This is a genomic window from Variovorax sp. W2I14 (assembly GCF_050435205.1).
Classification (GTDB): Bacteria; Pseudomonadota; Gammaproteobacteria; order Burkholderiales; family Burkholderiaceae_C; genus Variovorax; species Variovorax paradoxus_C.
In genome coordinates, this window is record NZ_JBNDJX010000001.1 from 573710 (window position 1) to 595795 (window position 22086).

At 66.2% G+C, this 22086-nt stretch carries 22 protein-coding genes; 16 read left to right on the plus strand and 6 right to left on the minus strand.

All coding sequences use genetic code 11. From position 1 onward, the window contains the following. The first annotated feature begins 22 nt into the window (after window positions 1–22). Window positions 23–898 carry a MurR/RpiR family transcriptional regulator gene (locus tag QF040_RS02750; RefSeq protein ID WP_429609738.1) on the plus strand — a complete coding sequence of 292 codons (876 nt, stop codon included), beginning with the start codon at window positions 23–25 and terminating at the stop codon, window positions 896–898. Between the two features lie 33 nt (window positions 899–931). Here QF040_RS02750 and QF040_RS02755 read toward each other — a convergent pair whose 3' ends face one another. Beyond that, window positions 932–1363, minus strand: coding sequence for a GNAT family N-acetyltransferase (locus QF040_RS02755; protein WP_429609739.1), 432 nt, complete (start codon window positions 1361–1363; stop codon window positions 932–934). A 140-nt stretch (window positions 1364–1503) separates the two neighbouring features. On the opposite strand from QF040_RS02755, the gene QF040_RS02760 reads away from it, so the two are divergent. The 11 genes from QF040_RS02760 to QF040_RS02810 all read left to right on the plus strand — a co-directional run bounded on the left by QF040_RS02760 (window position 1504) and on the right by QF040_RS02810 (window position 13724). Further along, window positions 1504–1920: a YjfI family protein gene (locus tag QF040_RS02760; protein ID WP_013540803.1), complete on the plus strand. Its 417-nt coding sequence runs from the start codon at window positions 1504–1506 to the stop codon at window positions 1918–1920. Window positions 1921–1932: 12 nt separating this feature from the next. After that, entirely contained in the window at window positions 1933–2646 is a 714-nt protein-coding gene (locus QF040_RS02765; RefSeq protein ID WP_429609740.1) for a PspA/IM30 family protein, read from the plus strand. Further along, window positions 2643–2870 (plus strand): hypothetical protein, encoded by a 228-nt coding sequence (locus QF040_RS02770; protein WP_429609741.1) that lies wholly within the window; start codon window positions 2643–2645, stop codon window positions 2868–2870. The genes QF040_RS02765 and QF040_RS02770 overlap by 4 nt, the downstream gene beginning before the upstream one ends. Continuing rightward, window positions 2860–3018, plus strand: coding sequence for a hypothetical protein (locus QF040_RS02775; protein WP_429609742.1), 159 nt, complete (start codon window positions 2860–2862; stop codon window positions 3016–3018). Before QF040_RS02770 ends, QF040_RS02775 begins: the two co-directional genes overlap by 11 nt. 35 nt (window positions 3019–3053) lie before the next feature. Further along, complete coding sequence (locus QF040_RS02780) at window positions 3054–3698, plus strand: ubiquinone biosynthesis protein (RefSeq protein ID WP_429609743.1); 645 nt, start codon at window positions 3054–3056, stop codon at window positions 3696–3698. A gap of 52 nt (window positions 3699–3750) precedes the next feature. Further along, the gene (locus QF040_RS02785; RefSeq protein WP_429609744.1) at window positions 3751–5937 is read left to right on the plus strand and encodes a hypothetical protein; all 2187 of its coding nucleotides are present in this window, start codon (window positions 3751–3753) and stop codon (window positions 5935–5937) included. Beyond that, the gene (locus QF040_RS02790; protein ID WP_429609745.1) at window positions 5934–6479 is read left to right on the plus strand and encodes a zf-TFIIB domain-containing protein; all 546 of its coding nucleotides are present in this window, start codon (window positions 5934–5936) and stop codon (window positions 6477–6479) included. The genes QF040_RS02785 and QF040_RS02790 overlap by 4 nt, the downstream gene beginning before the upstream one ends. Window positions 6480–6491: 12 nt before the next feature. Beyond that, window positions 6492–11756: a DNA repair ATPase gene (locus QF040_RS02795; protein ID WP_429609746.1), complete on the plus strand. Its 5265-nt coding sequence runs from the start codon at window positions 6492–6494 to the stop codon at window positions 11754–11756. Continuing rightward, window positions 11756–12454, plus strand: a complete 699-nt coding sequence (locus QF040_RS02800; RefSeq protein WP_307600449.1) for a phospholipase D-like domain-containing protein — start codon at window positions 11756–11758, stop codon at window positions 12452–12454. The genes QF040_RS02795 and QF040_RS02800 overlap by 1 nt, the downstream gene beginning before the upstream one ends. Then, on the plus strand, window positions 12454–13227 hold the full coding sequence (locus tag QF040_RS02805; RefSeq protein WP_429609747.1) for a hypothetical protein: 774 nt from the start codon (window positions 12454–12456) through the stop codon (window positions 13225–13227). The genes QF040_RS02800 and QF040_RS02805 overlap by 1 nt, the downstream gene beginning before the upstream one ends. A gap of 116 nt (window positions 13228–13343) precedes the next feature. Next, window positions 13344–13724: a VOC family protein gene (locus tag QF040_RS02810; protein ID WP_429609748.1), complete on the plus strand. Its 381-nt coding sequence runs from the start codon at window positions 13344–13346 to the stop codon at window positions 13722–13724. Window positions 13725–13753: 29 nt separating this feature from the next. Here the strand turns inward: QF040_RS02810 and QF040_RS02815 are convergent, their stop codons facing one another. The 3 genes from QF040_RS02815 to QF040_RS02825 all read right to left on the minus strand — a co-directional run bounded on the left by QF040_RS02815 (window position 13754) and on the right by QF040_RS02825 (window position 15535). Then, window positions 13754–13900, minus strand: a complete 147-nt coding sequence (locus QF040_RS02815; protein ID WP_176658197.1) for a hypothetical protein — start codon at window positions 13898–13900, stop codon at window positions 13754–13756. A gap of 123 nt (window positions 13901–14023) precedes the next feature. Beyond that, the gene (locus tag QF040_RS02820) at window positions 14024–14797 is read right to left on the minus strand and encodes an alpha/beta fold hydrolase (RefSeq protein WP_307508225.1); all 774 of its coding nucleotides are present in this window, start codon (window positions 14795–14797) and stop codon (window positions 14024–14026) included. 171 nt (window positions 14798–14968) lie between these two features. Further along, window positions 14969–15535 (minus strand): LuxR C-terminal-related transcriptional regulator, encoded by a 567-nt coding sequence (locus QF040_RS02825; protein ID WP_013540815.1) that lies wholly within the window; start codon window positions 15533–15535, stop codon window positions 14969–14971. A gap of 104 nt (window positions 15536–15639) precedes the next feature. On the opposite strand from QF040_RS02825, the gene QF040_RS02830 reads away from it, so the two are divergent. The 3 genes from QF040_RS02830 (at window position 15640) to QF040_RS02840 (ending at window position 18215) form a co-directional block, all read left to right on the plus strand. After that, on the plus strand, window positions 15640–16446 hold the full coding sequence (locus QF040_RS02830) for a CoA transferase subunit A (RefSeq protein WP_429609749.1): 807 nt from the start codon (window positions 15640–15642) through the stop codon (window positions 16444–16446). A gap of 1 nt (window position 16447) precedes the next feature. Continuing rightward, window positions 16448–17086: a 3-oxoacid CoA-transferase subunit B gene (locus tag QF040_RS02835; RefSeq protein WP_013540817.1), complete on the plus strand. Its 639-nt coding sequence runs from the start codon at window positions 16448–16450 to the stop codon at window positions 17084–17086. Between the two features lie 73 nt (window positions 17087–17159). After that, window positions 17160–18215: a DUF4241 domain-containing protein gene (locus QF040_RS02840; protein ID WP_429609750.1), complete on the plus strand. Its 1056-nt coding sequence runs from the start codon at window positions 17160–17162 to the stop codon at window positions 18213–18215. Between the two features lie 12 nt (window positions 18216–18227). On the opposite strand, the gene QF040_RS02845 is transcribed toward QF040_RS02840, so the two are convergent. Continuing rightward, the gene (locus QF040_RS02845) at window positions 18228–19394 is read right to left on the minus strand and encodes a pyridoxal phosphate-dependent aminotransferase (protein ID WP_429609751.1); all 1167 of its coding nucleotides are present in this window, start codon (window positions 19392–19394) and stop codon (window positions 18228–18230) included. 20 nt (window positions 19395–19414) lie between these two features. Continuing rightward, entirely contained in the window at window positions 19415–20374 is a 960-nt protein-coding gene (locus QF040_RS02850) for a LysR family transcriptional regulator (protein ID WP_429609752.1), read from the minus strand. A 181-nt stretch (window positions 20375–20555) separates the two neighbouring features. On the opposite strand from QF040_RS02850, the gene QF040_RS02855 reads away from it, so the two are divergent. Beyond that, window positions 20556–22079 (plus strand): CoA-acylating methylmalonate-semialdehyde dehydrogenase, encoded by a 1524-nt coding sequence (locus QF040_RS02855; protein ID WP_429609753.1) that lies wholly within the window; start codon window positions 20556–20558, stop codon window positions 22077–22079. The last annotated feature ends 7 nt before the right edge of the window (window positions 22080–22086 follow it).

Consider the following 22086-nt stretch of genomic DNA (forward strand, 5'->3'; position numbering starts at 1 on the left):
ATGCGCTTGGTATCCTGACCGCATGACCACCGCAGCCCCTTCCGCAACTTCCGTCGAGCAGTTTCTCAAAGCCCTGGAAAGCGAATACAAGGGCTTGAGCAAGCAGCTGAAGCTGATCGGAAAGTACATCGAGGCGCACCACGGCCGCCTCGGCCTCGAAGGCATCCAGGACGTGGCCGCCGCCTGCGGCGTGCAGCCTTCGGCCGTCGTGCGCTTTGCCAAGCATTTCGGCTTCTCGGGCTTCACCGAGATGCAGAAGCTGTTTCGCGAAGCCATTGCCCAGCAACTGGCACCGGACCGCAACTACCAGGCGCGCATCCGCGACGTGATCCAGACCGGCGCGCCGCTGATCAGCGTCGACATCGCGCAGGAGTTCCTGAAGGGCAGCATCGGCGGCATCCAGGAGCTCATCAACACGCTGGCGCAAAGCGACCTGGACAAGGCGGTCGAGCTGCTGGCCGAGGCGGAGTCGATCTGGCTCCTGGGCATGCGCCGTTCGTTCCCGGTCGCGGCATATCTGGACTACGCGCTGCAGCACACGGACAAGCGCATCTTGCTGGTCGATGGCCTCGGCGGTATGCAGGAGGGCCAGCTGCGCTCATTGCGTCAGGGCGATGTGCTGCTGGCGGTGTCGTTTCCGCCTTATGCGCCGGAGACGCTGGATGTCTTGCGCAGCGCACAGGCGCGCGGGGCCCGCATCATCGCGATCACCGACAGCCGGTTGAGCCCGCTGTCGGAGCTGGCGCAGGCCGCACTGTTCGTGCAGGAAAGCACCACCTTCGGGTTTCGCTCGCTCACCAGCACGATCGGCCTGGCGCAGAGCCTCTTCATCGCGCTGGCCTATCGCCTCGAATTGAACCGGGGGCCGGATGCCGAGCGTGCGGGGGAAGGGCACTGACGCTGGCGTCGTGCTTGGACGGCGTGACCGGCCTCAGAGCTTCTTCTTCATCGAGGCGAGATAGAAGCCTTTGACATAGTCGTCGATGCGTCCGTATTCCTCGTAGCCCTGCTTCACGTAGAAGCCTCGCGCCTGCCATTCGAAGGTTTCGAGCGCCGCGCTGTGTGCGCCCAGTGTTTTGGCGCGCGCTTCGGCTTCGGCGAGCAGCCGTGCGCCCAGCTTCTGGCCACGCGCGGACTCCGCGACCCAGAGAGAGTCGATGCGCAGCCAATACAGGAAGACGTAGGCGCGCAATCCCCCGACCAGTTCTCCGTTCGCGTCCTTGGCGTTGAGCCATACCGGCTGCGACTCGGGGTACTCGCCGACGAAGCCGTAATTGAACTGCCGCAGGTGCCGGCCGAGCACGCCGCTTCGGACTTCTTCTTGCGTGGCGGTCGAGATGACAGGAGGTGTCGGGCTGCTCATCGGCGGATTCTATGAAGCACGCCAGTGCCGAAAGTCATGGAATGGCGAAAAGAAAATTTTTGACATGTTATGTCGGCACACCTATAGTGAATCCATCGAAGCACCGCGCGCTTCCAACGGTTCCAACCACAAGGAGAGGTATGCAATCACTGCTCGATCAACTCAGGGGCCTCGATGCGCTGGCCGGTGCCGCAATGGGAGGGCTGCCGGTGCAGCTGCAACCCATTCCGGGCAGCACGCCCGTGGTCCAGGTGAGCATCGAGGGGCGCGATGAGCTGCCTATCTTTATTACCAGTTCCGACATGCAGATCATCTGCATCTGCTACCTCTGGACCGAAGATGAAGTGAAGCCCGAGCGCCGCACCGAGCTGCTCGAATCGCTGCTCGACCTCAACCCCTCCGTGCCCCTGTCGTCGTTCGGCCGCGTCGATGGCCGCTATGTGCTCACCGGTGCGCTCGGGCGCAATGCGCGCGTGGAAGACGTCGCGCGCGAGGTGGCGGTGCTCAGCGACAACGCGATCGATGCCTTGGACGCCCTGTCCGAATTCCTGAATTAAGCGGAGATCCACATGACCGTCATCAAGAAGCTTGTCACCCTGCTGCGCGGCAGCGCGCGCGAGATCGGCGAGAGCGTGGTCGACAGCAACGCCACGCGCATCTACGAGCAGGAAATCATCGACGCCAAGCACAGCATCGAGAAGGCCAAGGGCGACCTCACCGGCGTGATGGCCAAGGAGATGCAGTCGGCCCGCGAGATCGAGCGCCTGAAGAAGGAGATCACGCGCTACGAAGGCCTCGCGATCGAAGCGCTCAACAAGACGCAGGAGGGCCTCGCGCTCGACGTGGCGGCCAAGGTCGGCACCATCGAGCAGGAGCTCGAGGAGCAGGCCAAGGCCCACGCCTCCTACGCGCTGCAGGTCTCCAAGTTGAAGGAGCTGATCAAGTCGGCGGAGGCGCGCATCCGCGAGCACGAGCGCGAGATCGGCATCGCCAAGACCACCGAGAGCGTCTACCGCGCCACGCAGTCGATCTCCGAGAACATCGGCAGCGGCGGTTCGCGGCTGGCCAATGCGCGCGAATCGCTCGAACGCATCCGCGCCCGCCACGAAGACCTGGCCGACCGCATGACGGCCAGCCAGGCGCTCGAGAACGAACTGGGCCACCAGGCGCTCGAGAAAAAGCTGGCCGCCGCGGGCATCGGCAGCGATGCCGACCGCACTGGCAAGGTGATGGAACGCATCCGCGCCCGCCAGGCCAGCCCGGGCGGCGCCGCTTCCGAATGAACGTGCGGGTCAAGCCGGTTCGCTGGCAAGGCTCGGACGAGGCGATACGCGCCGTCCAGGTGGCGTTCGACGTGGAGGAGACCGTGCTGGAGGCGGTGCGCAAGGCGGCTTTCGAGCAGCATGTGTCCACCTCCGACCAGATCCGCCAGGGTGCTGGGCCTGGCGACCACGTCCAGGCCCAAGCGCCCGCGCCTGACGGTCTCGCTCAGTGGGGTGGACTATGAATTCCTGGCGAAGCGCTACGGGCTCGCCGCCGACGACCGCCTGGCCATCAAGGAGAGGGCCACGCGCGACCTGATTGCATTTGCAAGTAGCAGTGGCAGTGGTGGTGGAAAGAAGGGCGCCGGCACAGGGAAGCCGGGCCGCAAGTAGAACAACGAACAACAACCCGCACGCGGGAGGGATCAATGGGCAATTTCATGGATGCGGTGGTGGGCTACCCCACCGCGATCTACACGGTGCTGCTGGGCGTCGTGTTGATCTATTGGGTGCTCGCGGTGCTCGGCATGGTCGACATCGAAGGCAGCGGCATCGATGTCGACGTGCAGACGCATGCCGATGGGGACACGAGCGATGTCGGCCAGCTTGCGAGCTACGTCGTCGCCTTCGGCCTCAACGGCGTGCCGTTCTCGGTGGCGGTGAGCCTGCTGGTGCTCGTTGCATGGACCGTCTCGTGCCTGGGCGGCGAGTGGCTGCTGCCGCTGGTGCCGACGATGCTGCTCAAGCTCGTGGCCGGCACGGTGCTGCTGGTGGTCAGCATGGTCATCGCCATTCCCGTCACTGCCGTCGCCATCCGGCCGCTGCGCGGGCTCTTCGTGAGCCACACGGCCGTGAGCAACGCGGCGCTGGTCGGCCAGGCCTGCCGCGTGGTCACCGGCGTGGTGAACGAGAAGGACGGCCGCGCCGAAATCTCGCGCCGCGGCGCCAGCCTGAATATCCGCGTCTGGGCGCCCACGCCCAACACCCTCCAGCGCGGATCGCACGCGCTGATCCTCGAATACGACGAGGTGGCCGGCCGCTACCTCATCGCGGCGCACGAAGACATCGTCTGACCGCGCGCACCCCTTACTGTTCGTCCGCTCTCAAAGCAATTCTGGAGAAAAAATGGAGCCCATCATCTTTGCCGTGGTCATTCTGGCCGTGGTCATCCTCGGCCTGTTCGCGATGTTCGCCAAGTTCTATCGAAAGATCGAGCAGGGCCATGCACTCATCGTGAACACGCTGCGCGCCGAGCCCGAGGTGACCTTCACCGGGCGCATGGTCTACCCGATCATCCACAAGGCCGAGCTGATGGACATCTCGGTCAAGACCATCGAGATCGACCGCTCGGGCAACGAAGGGCTCATCTGCCGCGACAACATCCGCGCGGACATCAAGGTGAAGTTCTTCGTGCGCGTCAACAAGACCGCCGATGACGTGCTCAAGGTGGCGCAAGGCATCGGCTGTGCGCGGGCCTCCAACCACGAGACGCTCGAAGAGCTGTTCTCCGCCAAGTTCTCCGAAGCGCTCAAGACCGTGGGCAAGTCGATGGACTTCGTCGACCTCTACCAGGCGCGCGACGGCTTCCGCGACCAGATCATCAGCCAGATCGGCAACGACCTTTCGGGCTATGTGCTCGAGGACGCGGCCATCGACTACCTCGAACAGACGCCGCTGTCGGAGCTGGACGCCAACAACATCCTCGATGCGCAGGGCATCAAGAAGATCACCGAACTCACGGCGGTCGAGCATGTGCGCACCAACGAACTGCGCCGCAACGAGGAAATGCAGATCAAGAAGAAGAACGTCGAGACGCAGGAAGCGCTGCTCGAACTCGAGCGCCAGCAGGCCGACGCCACCTCGCGCCAGCACCGCGAGATCGCCAGCGTGCGAGCCCGCGAGGAAGCCGAAACTTCCAAGATCCAGTCCGAAGAGCGCACCAAGTCCGAAACCGCGCGCCTGCTCTCGGAGCAGACCGTGGCCGTGCAGCAGGAAAACGTGCAGCGCGAAAAGGAAGTGGCCGAGAACAACCGCAAGCGCGCGGTCGCCATCGAGGAAGAAAAGGTCACGCGCGCCCGCGACCTGGAAATCGTCGACCGCGAGAAGGAAGTGACGCTGCAGCGCATCGAGAAGGACAAGGCCGTCGAAGTGCAGAAGAAGGCGATTGCCGACGTGATCCGCGAGCGCATCGTGGTCGAGCGCACCGTGGCCGAGCAGGAAGAAGCCATCAAGGAACTGCGCGTGGTCGCCGAGGCCGAGCGCACCAAGAAGTCGGTCGTGATCATGGCCGAGGGCCAGGCCGACGAGAAGATGGTGATCGACGTGAAGGCCGCCGAAACGCAGGAAAAGCGCGCACGCCACAAGGCGGCCGAAGAGCTGACGCTGGCCGACGCCAAGCTCAAGGTGGCCGAGCGCGATGCCGAATCGAAGAAGCGCGAAGCCGAAGGCATGGAAGCGCTCTCCGCCGCGCCGGGCCTGGCGGCTGCCAAGGTCGAGATCGCCACCGCGCAGGCACGCCTGGCCACGTTCGAGGCCGAAGCTTCAGGCAAGGAAAAGCTCGGCCTCGCCGACGTGCATGTGCGCCAGGCCGATGCCGACGCCATCCTCAAGGCCGGCCAGGCCGACGCGCAGGTGATCGAGGCGCGCTCGCAGGCCGAAGCCGCCGGCATGCGGGCCAAGTTCGACGCAGAAGCCTCGGGCAAGGAAAAGCTCGGCCTTGCAGATGTGACCGTGCGCACGGCCGATGCCGAAGCCACGCTCAAGTCCGGCCAGGCCGATGCACAAGTGATCGAAGCCCGCTTCAACGCCGAGGCGAAGGGCCTGCACGAGAAGTTCGAGGCGATGAAGTCGATGAGCCCGGAAACCCGCGACCACGAAGAGTTCCGCATGCGCCTGGAAAAGTCGCACATCGAGACGATGAAGGGCATCGACGCGCAAACCTCCATCGCCAAGGAGCAGGCCGATGTGCTGGGCACCGCGCTCGCCAACGCCAAGATCGACATCGTGGGCGGCTCGGGCGACTACTTCGACAGCTTCGTGCGCTCGCTCTCGGTGGGCAAGGGCATCGACGGCGTCATCTCCAAGAGCCAGGCGGTGCAGGTGGCCTTCAAGGACCAGCTCTCGGGCGAACGCGACGTGGTGAAAGACCTGCGCGACATCGTCGGCGCCTTGGGCAATTCGTCGGGCGAGATCCAGAACCTCAGCGTTGCCTCGCTGATGAGCCGCATTGCCGCCGACGGCACCGATACCCAGAAGTCGGCGCTGCAGAACCTGATCTCCACCTTCCGTCCATTGAACGGGAACGTGCAATGAATCCGAACCTGAAGTGCAGTTGCGCCGGGCGCGCGGCGATGCAGCCCGTGGCGCTGGCCGAAGCGCTGCTGGGCGTGCAATGCGGCGATTGCAACGGCATGGTGATGGCCATGGACGACTGGCGCGCCTGGAAGTCCGCCGACCCTGAGCGCGTGCCGCATGCGGTCGACGATGAAGTCATCGAGGTGTTCGACGTTGCCGCCGTGCGGCACTGCCCCGAATGCGACCGGTTGATGCAGCGCCTGCGTGTGAGCGCGGGCCCCGATTTCCGCATCGACCGCTGCGTGGCCTGCCAGAACCTGTGGTTCGATGCGGGCGAGTGGCGCGCCATCGTGAGCCGTGGCCTCGCGGGCCGGCTCGATGAACTGCTGTCCGACGGCTACCAGCGTCGGCTGCAGACCGAAGAGGTGCGCGAAGCCCGTCTCGTCGCGCTGCGCCGCCGCTACGGCGATGACTGCATCGACGAGCTGGACCGCATCCGCGCCTGGCTCGACACCCAGCCTCACCGCGACGAACTGCTCGCACTGCTGCGCGCGGACTGACCCCGCCGATCCATGCAATCCACTGAAGAAACGGGGGCGCCGCTCGGCGCCCAGGTCTCGACCGATCAGGTCGACCAGACCGAAGCACTGGTGTCGGGCAGCGGCAGCTACGACCTGCTGAAGAAGCGGCTCGAAACCCAGGGCGAGGGCCTGCTGAAGAAGACGCAGGCGCTCAACGAGCAACGCCTGGCCGAGTTCGGCCGCTCCGACCAGACGCTGATTTTGCGCACCCGCGCGCGCACCGAGAACAACGCCGTGGCGCGCGACATCGTGCGCATCGGCGACCTGCTCTTGTTCGGCTACAACGTCTTCATCGGTCTTCGCAAGGAAACGGCCGTGGGCGACGTGTTCGGCCTCTACCGGCTCGCAGCGCCGGGCGAAGCTGCCACCGAGAACGACGAGCTGCAGCCGGTGCCGCTGGCCGGCACTTTCCTCGAAGACACGCGCTTCGCCTCCGACTTCCGCGAGCTCTACGCCTACTACAAGCAGGCCACGCTGCTGCAACTGCGCGTGACGCAGGACAAGCTGCTCGCCTCGTTCCAGATCGGCCAGCAGCTGCACGACGTGCGCGTATTCCGCTGGGCCATCGAGCGCGACGGCGGCATCCACTACATCGATAACCGCGGCGAGCGCGACATCGCGCTGCCCGCGAGCCACGATTTCGAGTGGACCGTTGCCACGCGCGAAGACCACGTGGGCGGCAAGCACCCGCATGTGAACGTGCTGGACACGGTGTTCGTCGAAACGCTGGGCGGCGACCTCACGATCAAGATCGAGAACAACACCGAAACGGGCCTCGGCATCTACAGCGAACCGGTGGAGGACAAAAGCCAGTCGCTCACCGACGCCGAAATTGCCTGGGCCAAGCTCGGCATGCTGATATTGCTGCGCGTGAAGCCCTACCGCGAGCAGGTCACGCGCTACCTGGTGTTCAACATCCGCACGCAGCAGGTCGAGCGCATCGACGCCATCGGCGGCTCGTGCGTGCAGTTGCCCGAAGACCACGGGATCATTTTTCCGGGCGGCTACTACCTGCAGTCGGGCGAGTACAAGCGTTTCGATCTGCCGGCCGAGGTGGTCGAGCATCTGCGCTTCAAGCGCATGCTGCGCTCGCCCAACGGCGAGGACGTGGCCTATGTCTTCTACGACCCGAAGCCCGGGCGCTATGCGCTCTTCAACTACAACCTGATCGAAAAGAAGCTCGCCACGCCGATCATCGCCAACGGCTACGCGCGCTTTGCGGACGGCCGCATCCTGGTGTTCAACGGCGACGACGGCGAGCCGACGCGCGTCCACCCGATGCAGCTCTGGCAGACGCCGTTCGCCAGCGAAGAACATGTGACCGCGCAGCCGCCCGCCACCGGCTTCTTCGGCAAGATCGGCAACGCCGAGCTGGTGCGCGGCGTGAGCGACCTCATGGGCATCGCCCGCGCGGTGCGCGAGCAGGCGCCCACGCGCGCCGCCTACGAAGACCTGATCCGCCAGTGCACCCGCGTGAGCGACGCCTACTTCTGGCTCGACGCGCCCGAAGCCGCCGGCCTCATGGCCGAGCTGCGCAGCATTGCCGACGTGGCGCGCAGCACGCTCGCCGAATTCGAAAAGGTCGACACCATCCGGCGCGAAACCGCGCGTGCACTCGCCCGTGCCGAAGACGCACAGCATGCGCTGCTGGTCGACATCGCCAGCACCATCTGGCGTGCGCCTGACGATTTCGTGAAGGCGCTCGCTCGCCTGCGCGAACGGCGCGGCGCGCTGCAGATGCTCAAGGAGCTGCGCTACGCCGACCTGCCGCGCATCGCCGCGATGGATGCCGCGCTCGAGGTCGAGCAGCAGCGCATCGGCGAACGCGCGATGCAGTTCCTGGCGGCCGACACCGCCTTCAACGGCCAGCGCCAGGCGCTCGACAAGCTCGCGCTCGACCTGCCGAACCTGGCGACGTCGCCTGCGCTCGGGCAGATGCTCGCCACGCTCGACGAGCAGGCCGCGGGCCTCGATCTGCTGACCGAGCAGCTGGGCAGCCTGCCGGGCGGCGACGCGGTGATCCGCACGTCCATCCTTGACCGCATCTCGCTGATCTACGCCGACATCAATCGCATGCGCGCCGATGCGCGTGCGCGGCGCAAGTCGCTGGGCGCGACCGAGGCGCGTGCCGAGTTCGGCGCGCAGTTCAAGCTCTTCAGCCAGGCGGTGGAAAACGCGCTGGAGTTCGCCGACACACCTGAGAAATGCGACGACGCGCTCACGCGCCTGCTGGCCCAGCTCGAAGAGATCGAGGGCCGCTTCGCCGAGCAGGAAGACTTCCTCGCCGACATCGCCGAGAAGCGCGAGACCGTGTACGAAGCGCTCTCCGCGCGCCGTCAGAGCCTGGTGGAAGCCCGCCAGCGCCGCGCCCAGGGCGTGGTCGATGCGGCGGGGCGCATCCTCGACGGCATTCCGCGCCGCATCGCGCAGTTGGCCGACCTGACGCAGGTGCACAGCTACTTCGCGGCCGATCCGATGATCGGCAAGCTGCACACGTTGATCGCCGACCTGCGCACGTTAGGCGCCGCGGTGCCGGCCGACGAACTCGACACGCGCCTGAAGACCGCGCGCGACCAGGCGTTGCGCTCGATCCGCGACAAGCGCGAACTGGTGAGCGAGGGCGGCGACACGCTGCGCCTGGGCCGTCACGCCTTCACCGTGCATCGCCAGCCGGTCGACCTGACGCTGGTGGCCCGCGACGAAGGCATGGCCTACCAGGTGACGGGCACCGACTACCAGAGCCCGGTGAACGAGCCGCGCCTGCTGCCGCTGCAGCGTTACTGGAACCAGTCGCTGGTGTCCGAAACGCCGGAGCTGTCGCGTGCCGAATACCTCGCCGGCCGGTTGTTGGAGGCATTGCTCGACGGCAAGGCCGAGCGCACTTGGGCCGAGGTGCTCACGCTGCTGGCCGAAGACCCGCTGCATCCGCAGTTGCTCGACATGGTCCGCCGCTTCGCTGCCGCGCGGTATCAGGAGGGCTACCAGAAGGGCATCCACGACGACGATGCCCTGCGCCTCTTGGGTGCGCTCGTCGCGATGCAGGACCAGGCCGGCTTGCTCGCCTGGGGCCCGACCGAACGCGCGCTGGCCTTGCTCTATTGGCAGCACGGGCACCTGATCGCTCATCGCGAATCGCTGCTGCGCCGCGCGCGGGCTGCGATGCAGATGCAGGCCCTGTTCGGCCGGCGCGATGCGCTGGAGCAGCTCGAAGCCGACACCTCGCGCGCGCTGAAGCACTTCGCGCACGACGTGGTCCCCGACATGCTGCCGCTGGCCGAGACCGCGGGCGACGAAGAGCGCGAGGCCCACAAGGGCCGCGTGTCCACGCTTTGCGACCAGGCGGCTGCCTACCTCGTGCGCGAGCTGGCCGGCGAGCGCGGCGGCGAAGCCTGGTCCGTCTCGGGCGCGGGCGAAGACTTGGCGGCCGCGCTGCTGCGCGAGTTGGAGCGCGGCGGCCGGCGCGATGCCTGGCAGCACGACCTCGACGCCGCACCGCCCGCGGAACGCTGGCGGCTCGCGCGCGACTGGGTGCGCGCCTATGCCGTGCACCAGGCGCCGCAGTCGATCGACTGGGTCGACGACGCGGCCAGCGTGCTGGCCATTCCGTTGTCGCGCACCCGTGTCAACGCGGCGCTTGACCGCACGGTCGAAGGCCTGCGTGGCGAGCATCCGCGCGTGGCCGAAGGTCGCATCACGCTGAACCTCAACGACTTCTGGCGCCGCTTCCTGTTCCACACCATGCACGCGGTGCCGGGCTACGAGGCGCTGCACGGCCTGCGCCACGAGCTGCTCGAGCGCGAGAAGGCGCGGCTGAAGCTCGGCCAGTTCCAGGCCAAGCCGCTCTCGACGTTCGTTCGCAATCAACTGATCGACGAGCTCTACCTGCCCATCATTGGCGACAACCTCGCCAAGCAGATCGGCTCGGCGGGCGAGGGCAGCCGCACCGACCGCATGGGTTTGCTGCTGCTGATCTCGCCGCCTGGCTACGGCAAGACGACGCTGATGGAGTACGTGGCGGACCGGCTCGGCCTCATCTTCGTGCGCATCAACTGTCCGGCGCTCGGCCACGGCGTAACGGCCATCGACCCGGCCAATGCGCCCAACAGTGCGGCAAAGCAGGAGCTGGAAAAACTCAACCTCGGCCTCGCGATGGGCAGCAACGTGATGCTGTACCTGGACGACATCCAGCACACGAGCCCCGAGTTCCTGCAGAAGTTCATTGCGCTGGCCGACGGCACGCGCCGCATCGAGGGCGTGTGGAACGACGAGCCACGCAGCTACGACATGCGCGGCAAGCGCTTCGCGATCGTGATGGCGGGCAATCCGTACACCGAGTCGGGCGACGTGTTCAAGATCCCGGACATGCTGGCCAATCGCGCGGACATCTACAACCTGGGCGACGTGCTCTCGGGCCGCGAGGCAGCGTTTGCGCTCTCCTACATCGAGAACAGCCTGACCTCCAACCCTACGCTGATGCCGCTGGCCTCGCGCGACCCGAAAGACGTGCAGTTGCTGGTGAAGATGGCGCAGGGCCACGATGTGCCGAGCAGCGCGCTTTCGCACGCGTACAGCGCGGTTGAGCTGGAGGAAATCAAGGCGTTGCTGCAGCGTCTGTTCCGTGCGCGCGACCTGCTGCTGAAGGTCAACCTCGCGTACATCGAATCGGCCGCGCAGCAGGAGAGCTACCGCGTCGCGCCGCCCTTCAAGCTGCAGGGCAGCTACCGCAACATGACCAAGCTCGCGGGCAAGATCACGCCGCTGATGCGCGACGAGGAGCTCGATGCGCTGCTTCGTGACCACTACCGCGGCGAAGCGCAGACGCTGACTACCGGCGCGGAAGAAAACCTGCTGCGCCTCGCGCAATTGCTGGGCAGCCCGACGCCGGAAGAAAGCGCGCGCTGGAAAGCCATCTGCGAAGAGTTCGTGCGGCAGCGCAAGCTCGGCGGAGCAGACGTGGACGGCAGCCAGCGCATCGCGAGCAGCATGCTCGACGTGGCGCGCGCGGTCGATGCGCTCAAGCCGGAGCCCCAGCCTGTCGCAGAAGGCCCGAGCGAAAGCCAGCGCCTGGCCGACGCCATGCTCCAGATCGCCGTGACCTACCGCGAACTGATCCTGCCGCTGGTGACCGCCACCGAGCGCCGGCTCGAACTCGACCGGTCGATCAAGCAGGACATGGAGCGGCTCGCCGCTGAAGTGCAGGCGAGCCGCGCGGCACCGAAGCGCATGCCTCCACCCAAACCAGACAAGGATCACTGATGTCCGCACTGCCCGAACTGCTCGCCCAACTCGACGCCACCATGGCCGACGCGCGCCTGAGCGACGACGAGCGCCGGGTGCTGGTCCATACGTTGCGCGAAGCCTCGCCGCCCGAAGACGGGCTGCGCCAACTGCGCAACCGCGCCTTCGACCTGGTGCGCGCGCGCACCGCCGACCCCGAGCAGCTGTCGCTGCTCAAGTGGCTCGAAGGCGTGGTCCGCTCGATCGACACCGGCCGCTCGCCCGATGCGGTCGCGGTGCACTCGCAGGCCTTCTTCAGCCCTGGTACGGCTTGCCTGCAGGCGATCAACCAGCAATTGAAGGCAGCGAAGCGCTCGATCGACCTGTGCGTCTTCACGCTCTCGGACGACCGCATCACCGCCGAGGTGCTGGCTGCGCAACGGCGCGGCGTTGCGGTGCGCTTCATCACCGACAACGACAAGGAGTTCGACCGCGGCAGCGATGTCGGGCAATTGCGCGCGGCCGGTATTCCGGTGGCGGTGGACCGCACCGAGGCGCACATGCACCACAAGTTCGCCATCTTCGACGGCGCGCGTCTCATCAACGGCAGCTACAACTGGACGCGCAGCGCCTGCGAATACAACGAGGAGAACGTGATCCTCAGCAACGACCCTTCGCTCGTTCGCCGCTTCGCGGACGAATTCGACACCTTGTGGAAAGAACTGCAGGCCGACTGATGGCGAGACGAATCGACTACGACTGGGAGCTGCCTCCCGAAATGCAGCAGCGGCTGGGCGGCACGACCTACGGCGCGCAGCGCGTCATCCACGAGCAGGGCCACCTGATGGTGATCCTGCACGAGCCGCCCGCCGGCTCCGGCGCCGAGCGCAAGCCCGCTGTGTTCCTGCGCAAGCCCGATGGGGCGTGGCTGCACAAGGGCAACAACCCCGGCGAACGGGCGCTCGCCAAGCTGCTGGAGAGCTATCGCGCGGCGTTCAGCACCTTCGAGATCCGGCACCAGTCGGCGGAGACGGCGGAGGAGCTGTTCCAGATCCTCGGCCCGCTGATTCCGCTCACGCGCGCCGCGATGAACATGCAGGCCACCCTGCAGGCGGCCCGCGAAGCCGCCAAGGACGACCTGATGCTCATCGACCTGCGCGACCTGGCGGTCGAGATCACGCGCGGCATGGAGTTGCTGCTGGCCGACACCCGCATGTCGCTGGACTACCGCCTCGCGCACGCGGCCGAAGAACAGGCGCGTGCGGGTATCGAGGTGAGCCGCGCGCAGCACAAGCTCAACACCATCGCCGCGCTCACCTTTCCGCTGATGGCGATCGGCGCCGCCTTCGGCATGAACCTGCACAGCGGCGCGGAGAACCTGCCGGCCTGGGTGTACTGGGTGATCTTCGCGGCCGGCATCTGCCTGGGCGTGATGCTGCGCGGCTGGGTCAAGGCGCCAGCGGCGCCGCCGGTCGTTGCAAAGCCGGCGTCCACGCTGAAGAAGAAATAGGGCGAACAGAGGGGCGGGCCTTCGTGATTCGCGAGGTCCCGCTGCCGAATGGGCACTTCTCTTCATCGCGATCTGCTTCTAGAGTCGCCTGCTTTCGCACAAGCAGAAAGACTTCCATGATCGACCACCTGGATCACCTGGTGCTCACGACCGCGAACGAAGAGGCCTGCGTGCGCTTCTACGTCCACGCGCTGGGCATGACGCTGGAGACTTTCGGCGCCGGCCGCAAGGCCTTTCGTTTCGGCAACCAGAAGATCAACCTGCATGTGAAGGGGCACGAGTTCGAGCCGAAGGCCGACGTGCCCACACCCGGTTCGCTGGACCTGTGCTTCATCGCCAGCGTGCCGCTCGAAGCGGTCATCGAGCGCCTGGGCGAGAAGGGCGTGGCGATCATCGAAGGCCCCGTCATGCGCACGGGCGCGACCTCGCGCATCCGTTCGGTCTATGTGCGTGACCCCGACCTGAACCTCATCGAGATTTCAGAACTCGCGCCCTGAAGTCCGGACTCGACGGCGCCATGCCGCGGCTACGCCTTGACGCCGAGCACCGACAGGATGATCGCGGCCAGCGTCAAGGTCACCGGCAGGCGGTGCGTGGCAATGGCGTGGACCTGGGCGACCGACAGCTTCGTTTGCTGAAGGAGGTTCTTTTCGGAATGAAGTGCTGTGGACATATCAAATACTCCTGAGTGGCTGCGAACGGCTTGTTCGCATGGGTTCAAAGATAGACCTCCGAATGGGACGCGGCACGGGGCTTTTGTCGACGCGGCGTTTCCGTTTTCGCAACGATCCACGGGTCACGGCCTGGAACTTCCCGCTGCCTCCAGGATCAGGTTGGCGATCCGGTCGGGGTGTGAAATCAGTGAGAGATGGCTGGATTCGATCTCGATCGTCTTCGCCTTCATCCGCTTGGCGAGAAAGCGCTCCAGCTCGGGCGAGGTGGTGCGGTCCTGGGTCGACACGGCGTACCACGAGGGCTTGGTACGCCATGCGGCCTGCGTGGTGCGCGAGGCGAACAGCGTGTCGGAGATGCGGCCCTGCACCGCGTACAGCACACGTGCCTTGGCCGGATCGAGATCGCCCGCGAAGTCGCGCAGGAACGCCTCTTCGCCCAGTTGCGCAAAGCCGTTCGCCTTGACCAGGCCGGCGGTGGCGGGCGGCGTGGGGAACTTGGCGGCGAGCGCGCCGTAGTCCTCGCCGGCATCGGGGGCACGCGCGGCCACGTAGACCAGCGCCGACACCTTGGGGTCGACACCGGCTTCGCTGATCACCGTGCCGGCCCACGAGTGGCCGACCAGCACCGTCGGGCCGTCCTGCAATGCCAGGATGCGCCGCGTGGCCTCCACGTCGTCCGCCAGCGAGGTCAGCGGGTTCTGCACCGCGGTGGCCTTCAGGCCTGCCTGCTGCAGCCGCCCGATCACGTCGGACCAGCACGAGCCGTCGGCGTAGGCGCCATGCACCAGCACCACGTTGCGCACGCCCGGTGCCAGCGTCTGCGCGAGGCCGCGGGTGGAGAGGGTGGAGGCGGCAACGCCTGCGACGATGGCGGCGGAGAAAGAGCGGCGGTTCATGGGGCTGGGTCCTTGTGCAGGGAGTGAGGTAAGGAAACTGATGTCCCGTACTTTCGGAGCCGCACGTTCCGCGCGAATTGCGTCCGCCCGCACTTCGATGCAGATGAAGCGGGCGCGGATTACAGACGAAACATGAGGCCCGGACGCGCGGGTCCGGCTTGTCGCGCAGAGTCAGCCCGCGATGAGCTTCTGAACCAGCTCCGCGGTGGTCGCCGCCGCGTACTTGCGCATCAGCCGCGCCCTGTGCAGCTCGACCGTGCGGTGGCTGATGCCCAGCGCCTTGCCGATCTCCTTGGAGGTCAGCCCCTGCATCACCTGGGCCGCCACCTCGCGCTCGCGCGGCGTGAGCTCGGCCTTCACCGCGCGTCTCGAGCCCAGGTCCTCGAAGGTCCAGATGCCGGCCTCGTGCGGCGCGGCGCGGTTCATCGCGTGGCCGGTGACGTGGCACCAGAAGGTCTCGCCGGCGATGGCGCCGTGCAGGCCGCCCAGGCGCTTCATCATGCGGTTGTCGGCGTAGTGGCCGCTGGCGTTCAGAAAGGGTTCCATGCGCTTGCCGATGCGCTCGAACTCGGCCACGCTGGGGTAGAGGATGCTGAACGAATGCCCCACCAAGGCGGAGGGCGTTGCGCCGAAGATCTCGCACACGCGCAGGTTGCACGCCACGATGGTGCGGTTGCTCGAAACGACCATGCCGACGGGCGCATGTTCAAAAGCCAGCCGGTAATCGATCTCGGGCATCGGGGGTCACCATTACGAAATACTACGTATGCGGGTACGTAGTATCGTTGACGGCTTCCCACCCAATCACCCACCCACTCTCACCATTCCATCAAGGAGCCCGAGTGAACAAGATTTATCCCTCCGCAGACGCGGCACTCAAGGGGGTCGTGGCCGACGGGCAGATGCTCGCGGTCGGCGGCTTCGGCCTGTGCGGCATTCCCGAAGCGCTGATCGAGGCGCTGAAGGACTCCGGCGCGCAGAACCTCACCGTCATCTCGAACAACGCGGGCGTCGACGGTTTCGGCCTCGGCAAGCTGCTGGAGACGCGCCAGATCAAGAAGATGATCGCGTCGTACGTGGGCGAGAACAAGGAGTTCGAGCGCCAGTACCTCGCGGGCGAACTGGCCCTCGAATTCACGCCGCAGGGCACGCTGGCCGAAAAGCTGCGCGCGGGCGGTGCGGGCATTCCGGCCTTCTTCACCAAGACCGGCGTGGGCACGCAAGTGGCCGAAGGCAAGGAGCTGCGCGAGTTCGACGGCGAAACCTACGTCATGGAACGCTCGCTGGTGCCCGACGTGGCGCTGGTGAAGGCCGCCGTGGCCGACAAATCGGGCAACCTGCGCTTCCGTCTCACGGCGCGCAACTTCAACCCTGCCGCCGCGATGGCGGGCAAGATCTGCATCGTCGAAGTCGAGAAGATCGTCGAAGTCGGCGAGCTGGCCCCCGACGACATCCATCTGCCGGGCATCTACGTGCACCGCATCGTGCTCAACAGCAATCCCGAGAAGCGCATCGAGAAGCGCACCGTGAGCGCCGCGGCGCCAGTCGATGCGGCCGCCGCCAAGGTCGAGGCCCAGGCCGCGATCGCCCAGGCCGCTGCCGGCAGCGAAGTGCCCGCGCCCATCAAGAACGACACCAAAGGAGCCTGAGATGCCCTGGACCCAAGACCAGATGGCGGCCCGTGCCGCGCAAGAACTCGAAGACGGCTTCTACGTCAACCTCGGCATCGGCATCCCGACGCTGGTGGCGAACCACACCGGCACCAAGGAAGTCTGGCTGCAGAGCGAGAACGGCATGCTGGGCATCGGCGCCTTCCCCACTGAAGACAACGTCGACGCCGACCTCATCAACGCTGGCAAGCAGACCGTGACCACCATCCCCGGCTCGGCCATCTTCGGCAGCCACGACAGCTTCGCGATGATCCGCGGCGGCAAGATCAACCTGTCGATCCTCGGCGCGATGCAGGTGAGCACCGAAGGCGACCTCGCCAACTGGATGATCCCCGGCAAGATGGTCAAGGGCATGGGCGGCGCGATGGACCTCGTGGCGGGCGTCAAGCGCGTGATCGTGTTGATGGAGCACGTCGCGAAGAAGAAGGACGGCACAGAGGACTTCAAGATCCTCGAGAAATGCACGCTGCCGCTGACCGGCGTGGGCGTTGTCGATCGCATCATCACCGACCTCGCGGTGATGGACGTCGTGCCCGAAGGCCTGAAGGTGGTCGAGCTCGCGCCCGGCGTGAGCTTCGATGCGCTGCAGGCGAAGACGGGTGCCAAGCTGATCCAGTAAAGGCACTCGCATCCGACACCGACAAGGGCCGCTTTTGCGGCCTTTCGTCATGGCGGGATGAGAAACTGCGCGCATGGCTTATCTCGACATCGACAACCTTCGCACCATCTTTCTCGACGACGAAGCGCTGCGCGCCGTGCATCTGCAGCGTCAGCCTTGCGGCGCCGTGAACATCACGAGCGGCCGCATCGTGGCGTGCGATCCGTTGGTGCAGCCCGAACGCCAGCCCTTTGCGCGCGAGCTGCAGGCGCGCGGCGCGTTCCCCGTCGAAGTGCTGCACGACAAGGGCCAACATGCGCTGGCCGTGCTGTGGCTGCGTGACCGCGGCAGCCTGCGCGCCGCAGACCTGAACTGGCAGATGGCGCTGATGGAAGGGGAGTCGCTCGACACGCTGGGCGACGACGAGTTCTACGGTTACCCGGTCGACGCCGGCCTCGGCTGTTTCATGGACCCCGACGCCGCCATCGCCATGGCCGAGCGCGACAAGCGCGAAGCCGCCGATCCCGACTACAGCAACTACTACGACGACGTGCTCGCCGGCGAGATGGGCGATACCGATGTCGTCGACCACTGTCCGCTCGGGCCGGGTTCGGCGAGCAACATGGTGATCTTTCGCTCCGGCTGGGGTGACGGCAGCTACCCGAGCTTCTGGGCGCTCGACGCATCCGGCGAACCCGTGGCGCTCGTGACCGACTTCATGACGATGACCGGCGGCGACGCGCGCGACGAAGACGACAAGCGCAGCGATGCTTACCAAGCGAGCCTTTCGCCGGAAAAGCTCACGGCGCTCGAAGCGCTGGGTGCGGCGGCGGTCGAAGGCGATGCCGCGGCGATCAAGACGCTGCTGGACACCGGGCTCGCGAAGCCCAACGAGATCATTCCTTCGTTCGGCGAAACCGCGATCACGAGCGCGATCCGCATGAACCAGATCGACGCGCTGCGCGTGCTGCTCACGGGCGTGCAAGGCCTGCCGATGCCGCCGCGGTTCTACCGCATGGACAAGGAAGAGAGCTACATCGACTACGCGCGGATGCTCAAGAAGCCGCGCGTCGAAGGGCTGATCGACCTGCTGGAAAAAGCCGCGGCACCGGTGCGCAAGCCGGGGTTCCTGAAGCGTCTTTTTTCCTGAGCTATCAAGCGCTCAGGCGCCCAGCGCGGCCCGCACCTTGTCGCCGAGGCCGCGCAGCCGCTCGACCGGCTCGTTGGAGAACACGAAGCGCAGGTACTGCGCGCCGTGTGTCTCGCCCCAGCCCTTCATTGCGGTCGCGCAGACGCGTGCTTTCAGAAGGCGCTCGGAGAGCGTCTGCCCATCGATCCCGAAATCGCTCGTTCGCAGCAGCAGTGACCAGCCGCCGGCCGGAATGCCGACGGGCAGGCCCTTGAGTTCATCCAGCACGGTGTCGCGCCTGCGTTCCAGCTCAGCCACATAGGGCGCGAGCGTCCGCGCCGACTGTTCCAGCGCCGTGGCCACCGCGTCCTGCGCGATGCCCACCGGCACGACGACATTGGCGAGCGACACGGCGACCAGATCGGGCATGTAGCTCTCGGGCGCGACGGTCCAGCCCACGCGCCAGCCGATCATGCGCAGCTCCTTGGCCGACGAACCCACGGTGATCGTGCGCTCGGCCATGCCGGGAAGGCCGGCCGGGTGAATCACCTTGCGGCCGTCGTAGAGCAAGCGCTCCATGGCCGTGTCGAGGATCAGGGTCAGGTCGTGCTGCACGCACAGCGCGGCGATGGCGCGCCAGTCGTCCTCGTCGAAATAGCCGCCGGACGGCATCGACGGCGACATCAGCAGCATCACCCGAACACGAGGTCCGATGGCGGCTTGCAGCGCCGTGCGGTCGAGCTTCCATTCGCCGCCGGGCGTGAAGACAAAGGGCACGTACTTCGGCGTTCCACCCGCCAGCCGGATGCGATTGAGCAGGCCCGCATAGGTCGGATCGGTCACCAGCACCTCGTCGCCCACCTCGACCGTCGCGAGCAGCGCATTGAGAATGCCCGAGAGCCCGCCCGCGGAGATCACGCAATTGTGTGCGTTGTAGTCAACGCCCGAGAGCGCCGACACATGCCGCGCGGCAACCTCGCGCAACCGCGATTGACCGACGAAGGGCAGGTAGCTGTTGTCCGAATCTTCCGAAGCCGCGCGCACGGTGCGCGCAACCGCTTCGGCGTCGGGCGGAATGTCGACGTCGAGGTTTTCCAGCCTGAGAAAGGGCGGGCCGTCCGCATCGTCGGCGATGGCGCCCATGCGGTCGACGCCGATGCCTGCGATGTGTTCGAGCCGTGCGGGGCGGTGACGGGGCATGCGTGTCTCCTTGGGGGTAGCTACAGGGCCGGCTTGCGCGGACGCAGCGGCCGTTGCGGCGCGCCCACCGGGTCTTCCGATTTTTCCGCATTCTGCGGCAGCAGCAGCGATTGCTGCGCCTCTGCCGCCTCGCGCAGGAAGTTCCATACGGCTTGCATTCGCACGAGATGCTTGGTCTCCGCAGGCATCGACATCCAGAACGTGCGCGTGAAGTTCGCTTGCCCCCGCAGCACCGGCTTCAGCGCGCTGTCTTTCTCTGCGATGAAGGCCGGCAACACAGCAATCCCCGCTCCCGCCACCACCGCCCTGTGCTGCGCCAGCACGCTCGTGCTGCGAAGCGCAAAGGCATCGGGACGATGCAATTCATCGAGGTACTGCAGCTCCTTGCTGAACAGCAGGTCGTCCACATAGCTGATGAAGGTGTGGCCGCGCAGGTCCTCGCGCGTCTTGATCGGCTTGTGCGCCGCGAGGTACTGCCTGGACGCATAGAGCCGAAGCGTGTAGTCCGTGAGCTTGGTGACCACCACCGGCCCGCGTGCCGGGCGCTCCAGCGAGATCACGATGTCGGCCTCGCGGCGCGACAGGTGCACCAGCCGCGGCATCGCGAGCAGGTCGATGGTGAGCTTGGGGTGCTGCAGCGCGAAGAGCGCGAGCTGCGGCGCCAGCACCACCGTGCCGAAGCCTTCAGTTGCGCCGATGCGCACAAGGCCCGACAAGCCTTCCTGCGAGGCCGGTGCGGTGCTCTCGACGGCCTGGAAGGCGCTTTCCATCGCCTCGACCTGCGGCTGCAGCCGGCGGCCCGCTTCGGTGAGCCGGTGGCCGCCCGCTTCGCGCGAAAAGAGCGGGGCGCCGACTTCCTTTTCGAGCGACTGGATGCGCCGGGCGACCGTGGTGTGGTCCACCTCGAGCCGGCGTGCCGCGCTCATCAGCGTGCCGGAACGGGCCAGTTCCAGGAAGTAGCGCAGGTTGTCCCAGTCCATGTGCGTGCTTGTCCTCGTATTTGCGTGCGTCCGCTTGCATGAAGGGTCTGCATTTTTGCAAAGCCGTGGCGCATATTTGTCTATTGTCATGGCAAATCTGCAAAGCTAGGATGCGGGCTGCACCGGCTTGCCCGGCATCGCCTTTTTAAGATTTCGCAGAGATTCACAGGAGACAAAACCCATGGACGCCACGACTACCCCTTCGACTCAGATCGCCACCGTCAAGCTCTTGATCGGCGGCAAGCTCGTCGAATCCAAGACCACCGAATGGCGCGACATCGTCAACCCGGCCACGCAGCAGGTGCTGGCCCGCGTGCCCTTCGCGACGCAGGCCGAGCTCGATGCCGCCGTGGCTTCCGCCAAGGAAGCTTTCAAGACCTGGCGCAAGACCCCCATCGGCGCGCGCGCCCGCATCTTCCTGAAGCTGCAGCAGCTCATTCGCGAGAACATGGGCGAGCTGGCCGCGATCCTCACGGCCGAGCAGGGCAAGACATTGCCGGATGCCGAGGGCGACGTGTTCCGCGGCCTCGAAGTGGTCGAGCACGCATCGAACATCGGCAACCTGCAACTGGGCGAACTGGCCAACAACGTGGCCAACGGCGTCGACACCTACACGCTGCTGCAACCGCTGGGCGTGTGCGCCGGCATCACGCCGTTCAACTTCCCCGCGATGATCCCGCTGTGGATGTTCCCGATGGCCATCGTCACGGGCAACACCTTCGTGCTCAAGCCTTCCGAACAAGACCCGATGGTCACCATGCGCCTGTGCGAACTGGCACTCGAAGCAGGCATTCCGCCAGGCGTGCTGAACGTGGTGCATGGCGGCGAGGCCATCGTCAACGGCATCTGCGACCACAGGGACATCAAGGCGATCAGCTTCGTCGGCTCGACCAAGGTCGGCACGCACGTCTACAACCGCGCCACGCTGGCAGGCAAGCGCGCGCAATGCATGATGGGCGCGAAGAACCACGCGATCGTGATGCCCGACGCGAACAAGGAGCAGACGCTCAATGCATTGGCCGGTGCAAGCTTCGGTGCAGCCGGCCAACGCTGCATGGCGGTGTCGGTGGCGGTGCTGGTGGGCGAAGCCCGCAACTGGGTGCCCGAGCTGATCGCCAAGGCCAAGACGCTGAAGATCGGCGCCGGCACCGAGAAGGGCGTGGACGTGGGCCCGCTGGTTTCGTGCGCTGCGTACGACCGCGTCAACCACCTCATCGAACGTGGCCTGGCCGATGGCGCCGAGCTGGTGCTCGATGGCCGCAAGCCCACCGTGCCCGGTTACGAGAAGGGCAACTTCGTCGGTCCGACGATCTTCACCGGCGTGAAGCCCGGCATGACGATCTATGACCAGGAAGTGTTCGGCCCGGTGCTGTGCATTGCCGATGCCGAGACCATCGACGAAGCCATCGAGTTGATCAACAGCAACCCGAACGGCAACGGCACGGCGATCTTCACGCAGTCGGGCGCTGCCGCCCGTCGCTTCCAGGAAGACATCGACGTGGGGCAGGTCGGCATCAACGTGCCGATTCCGGTGCCGGTGCCGATGTTCTCGTTCACCGGTTCGCGCGCCTCGAAGCTCGGCGACCTCGGCCCGTACGGCAAGCAGGTCATCATGTTCTACACGCAGACCAAGACGGTGACGGCACGCTGGTTCGACGACAGCACCGTCTCGCACGGCGTCAACACCACGATCTCGCTGAAGTAAGCCCGGG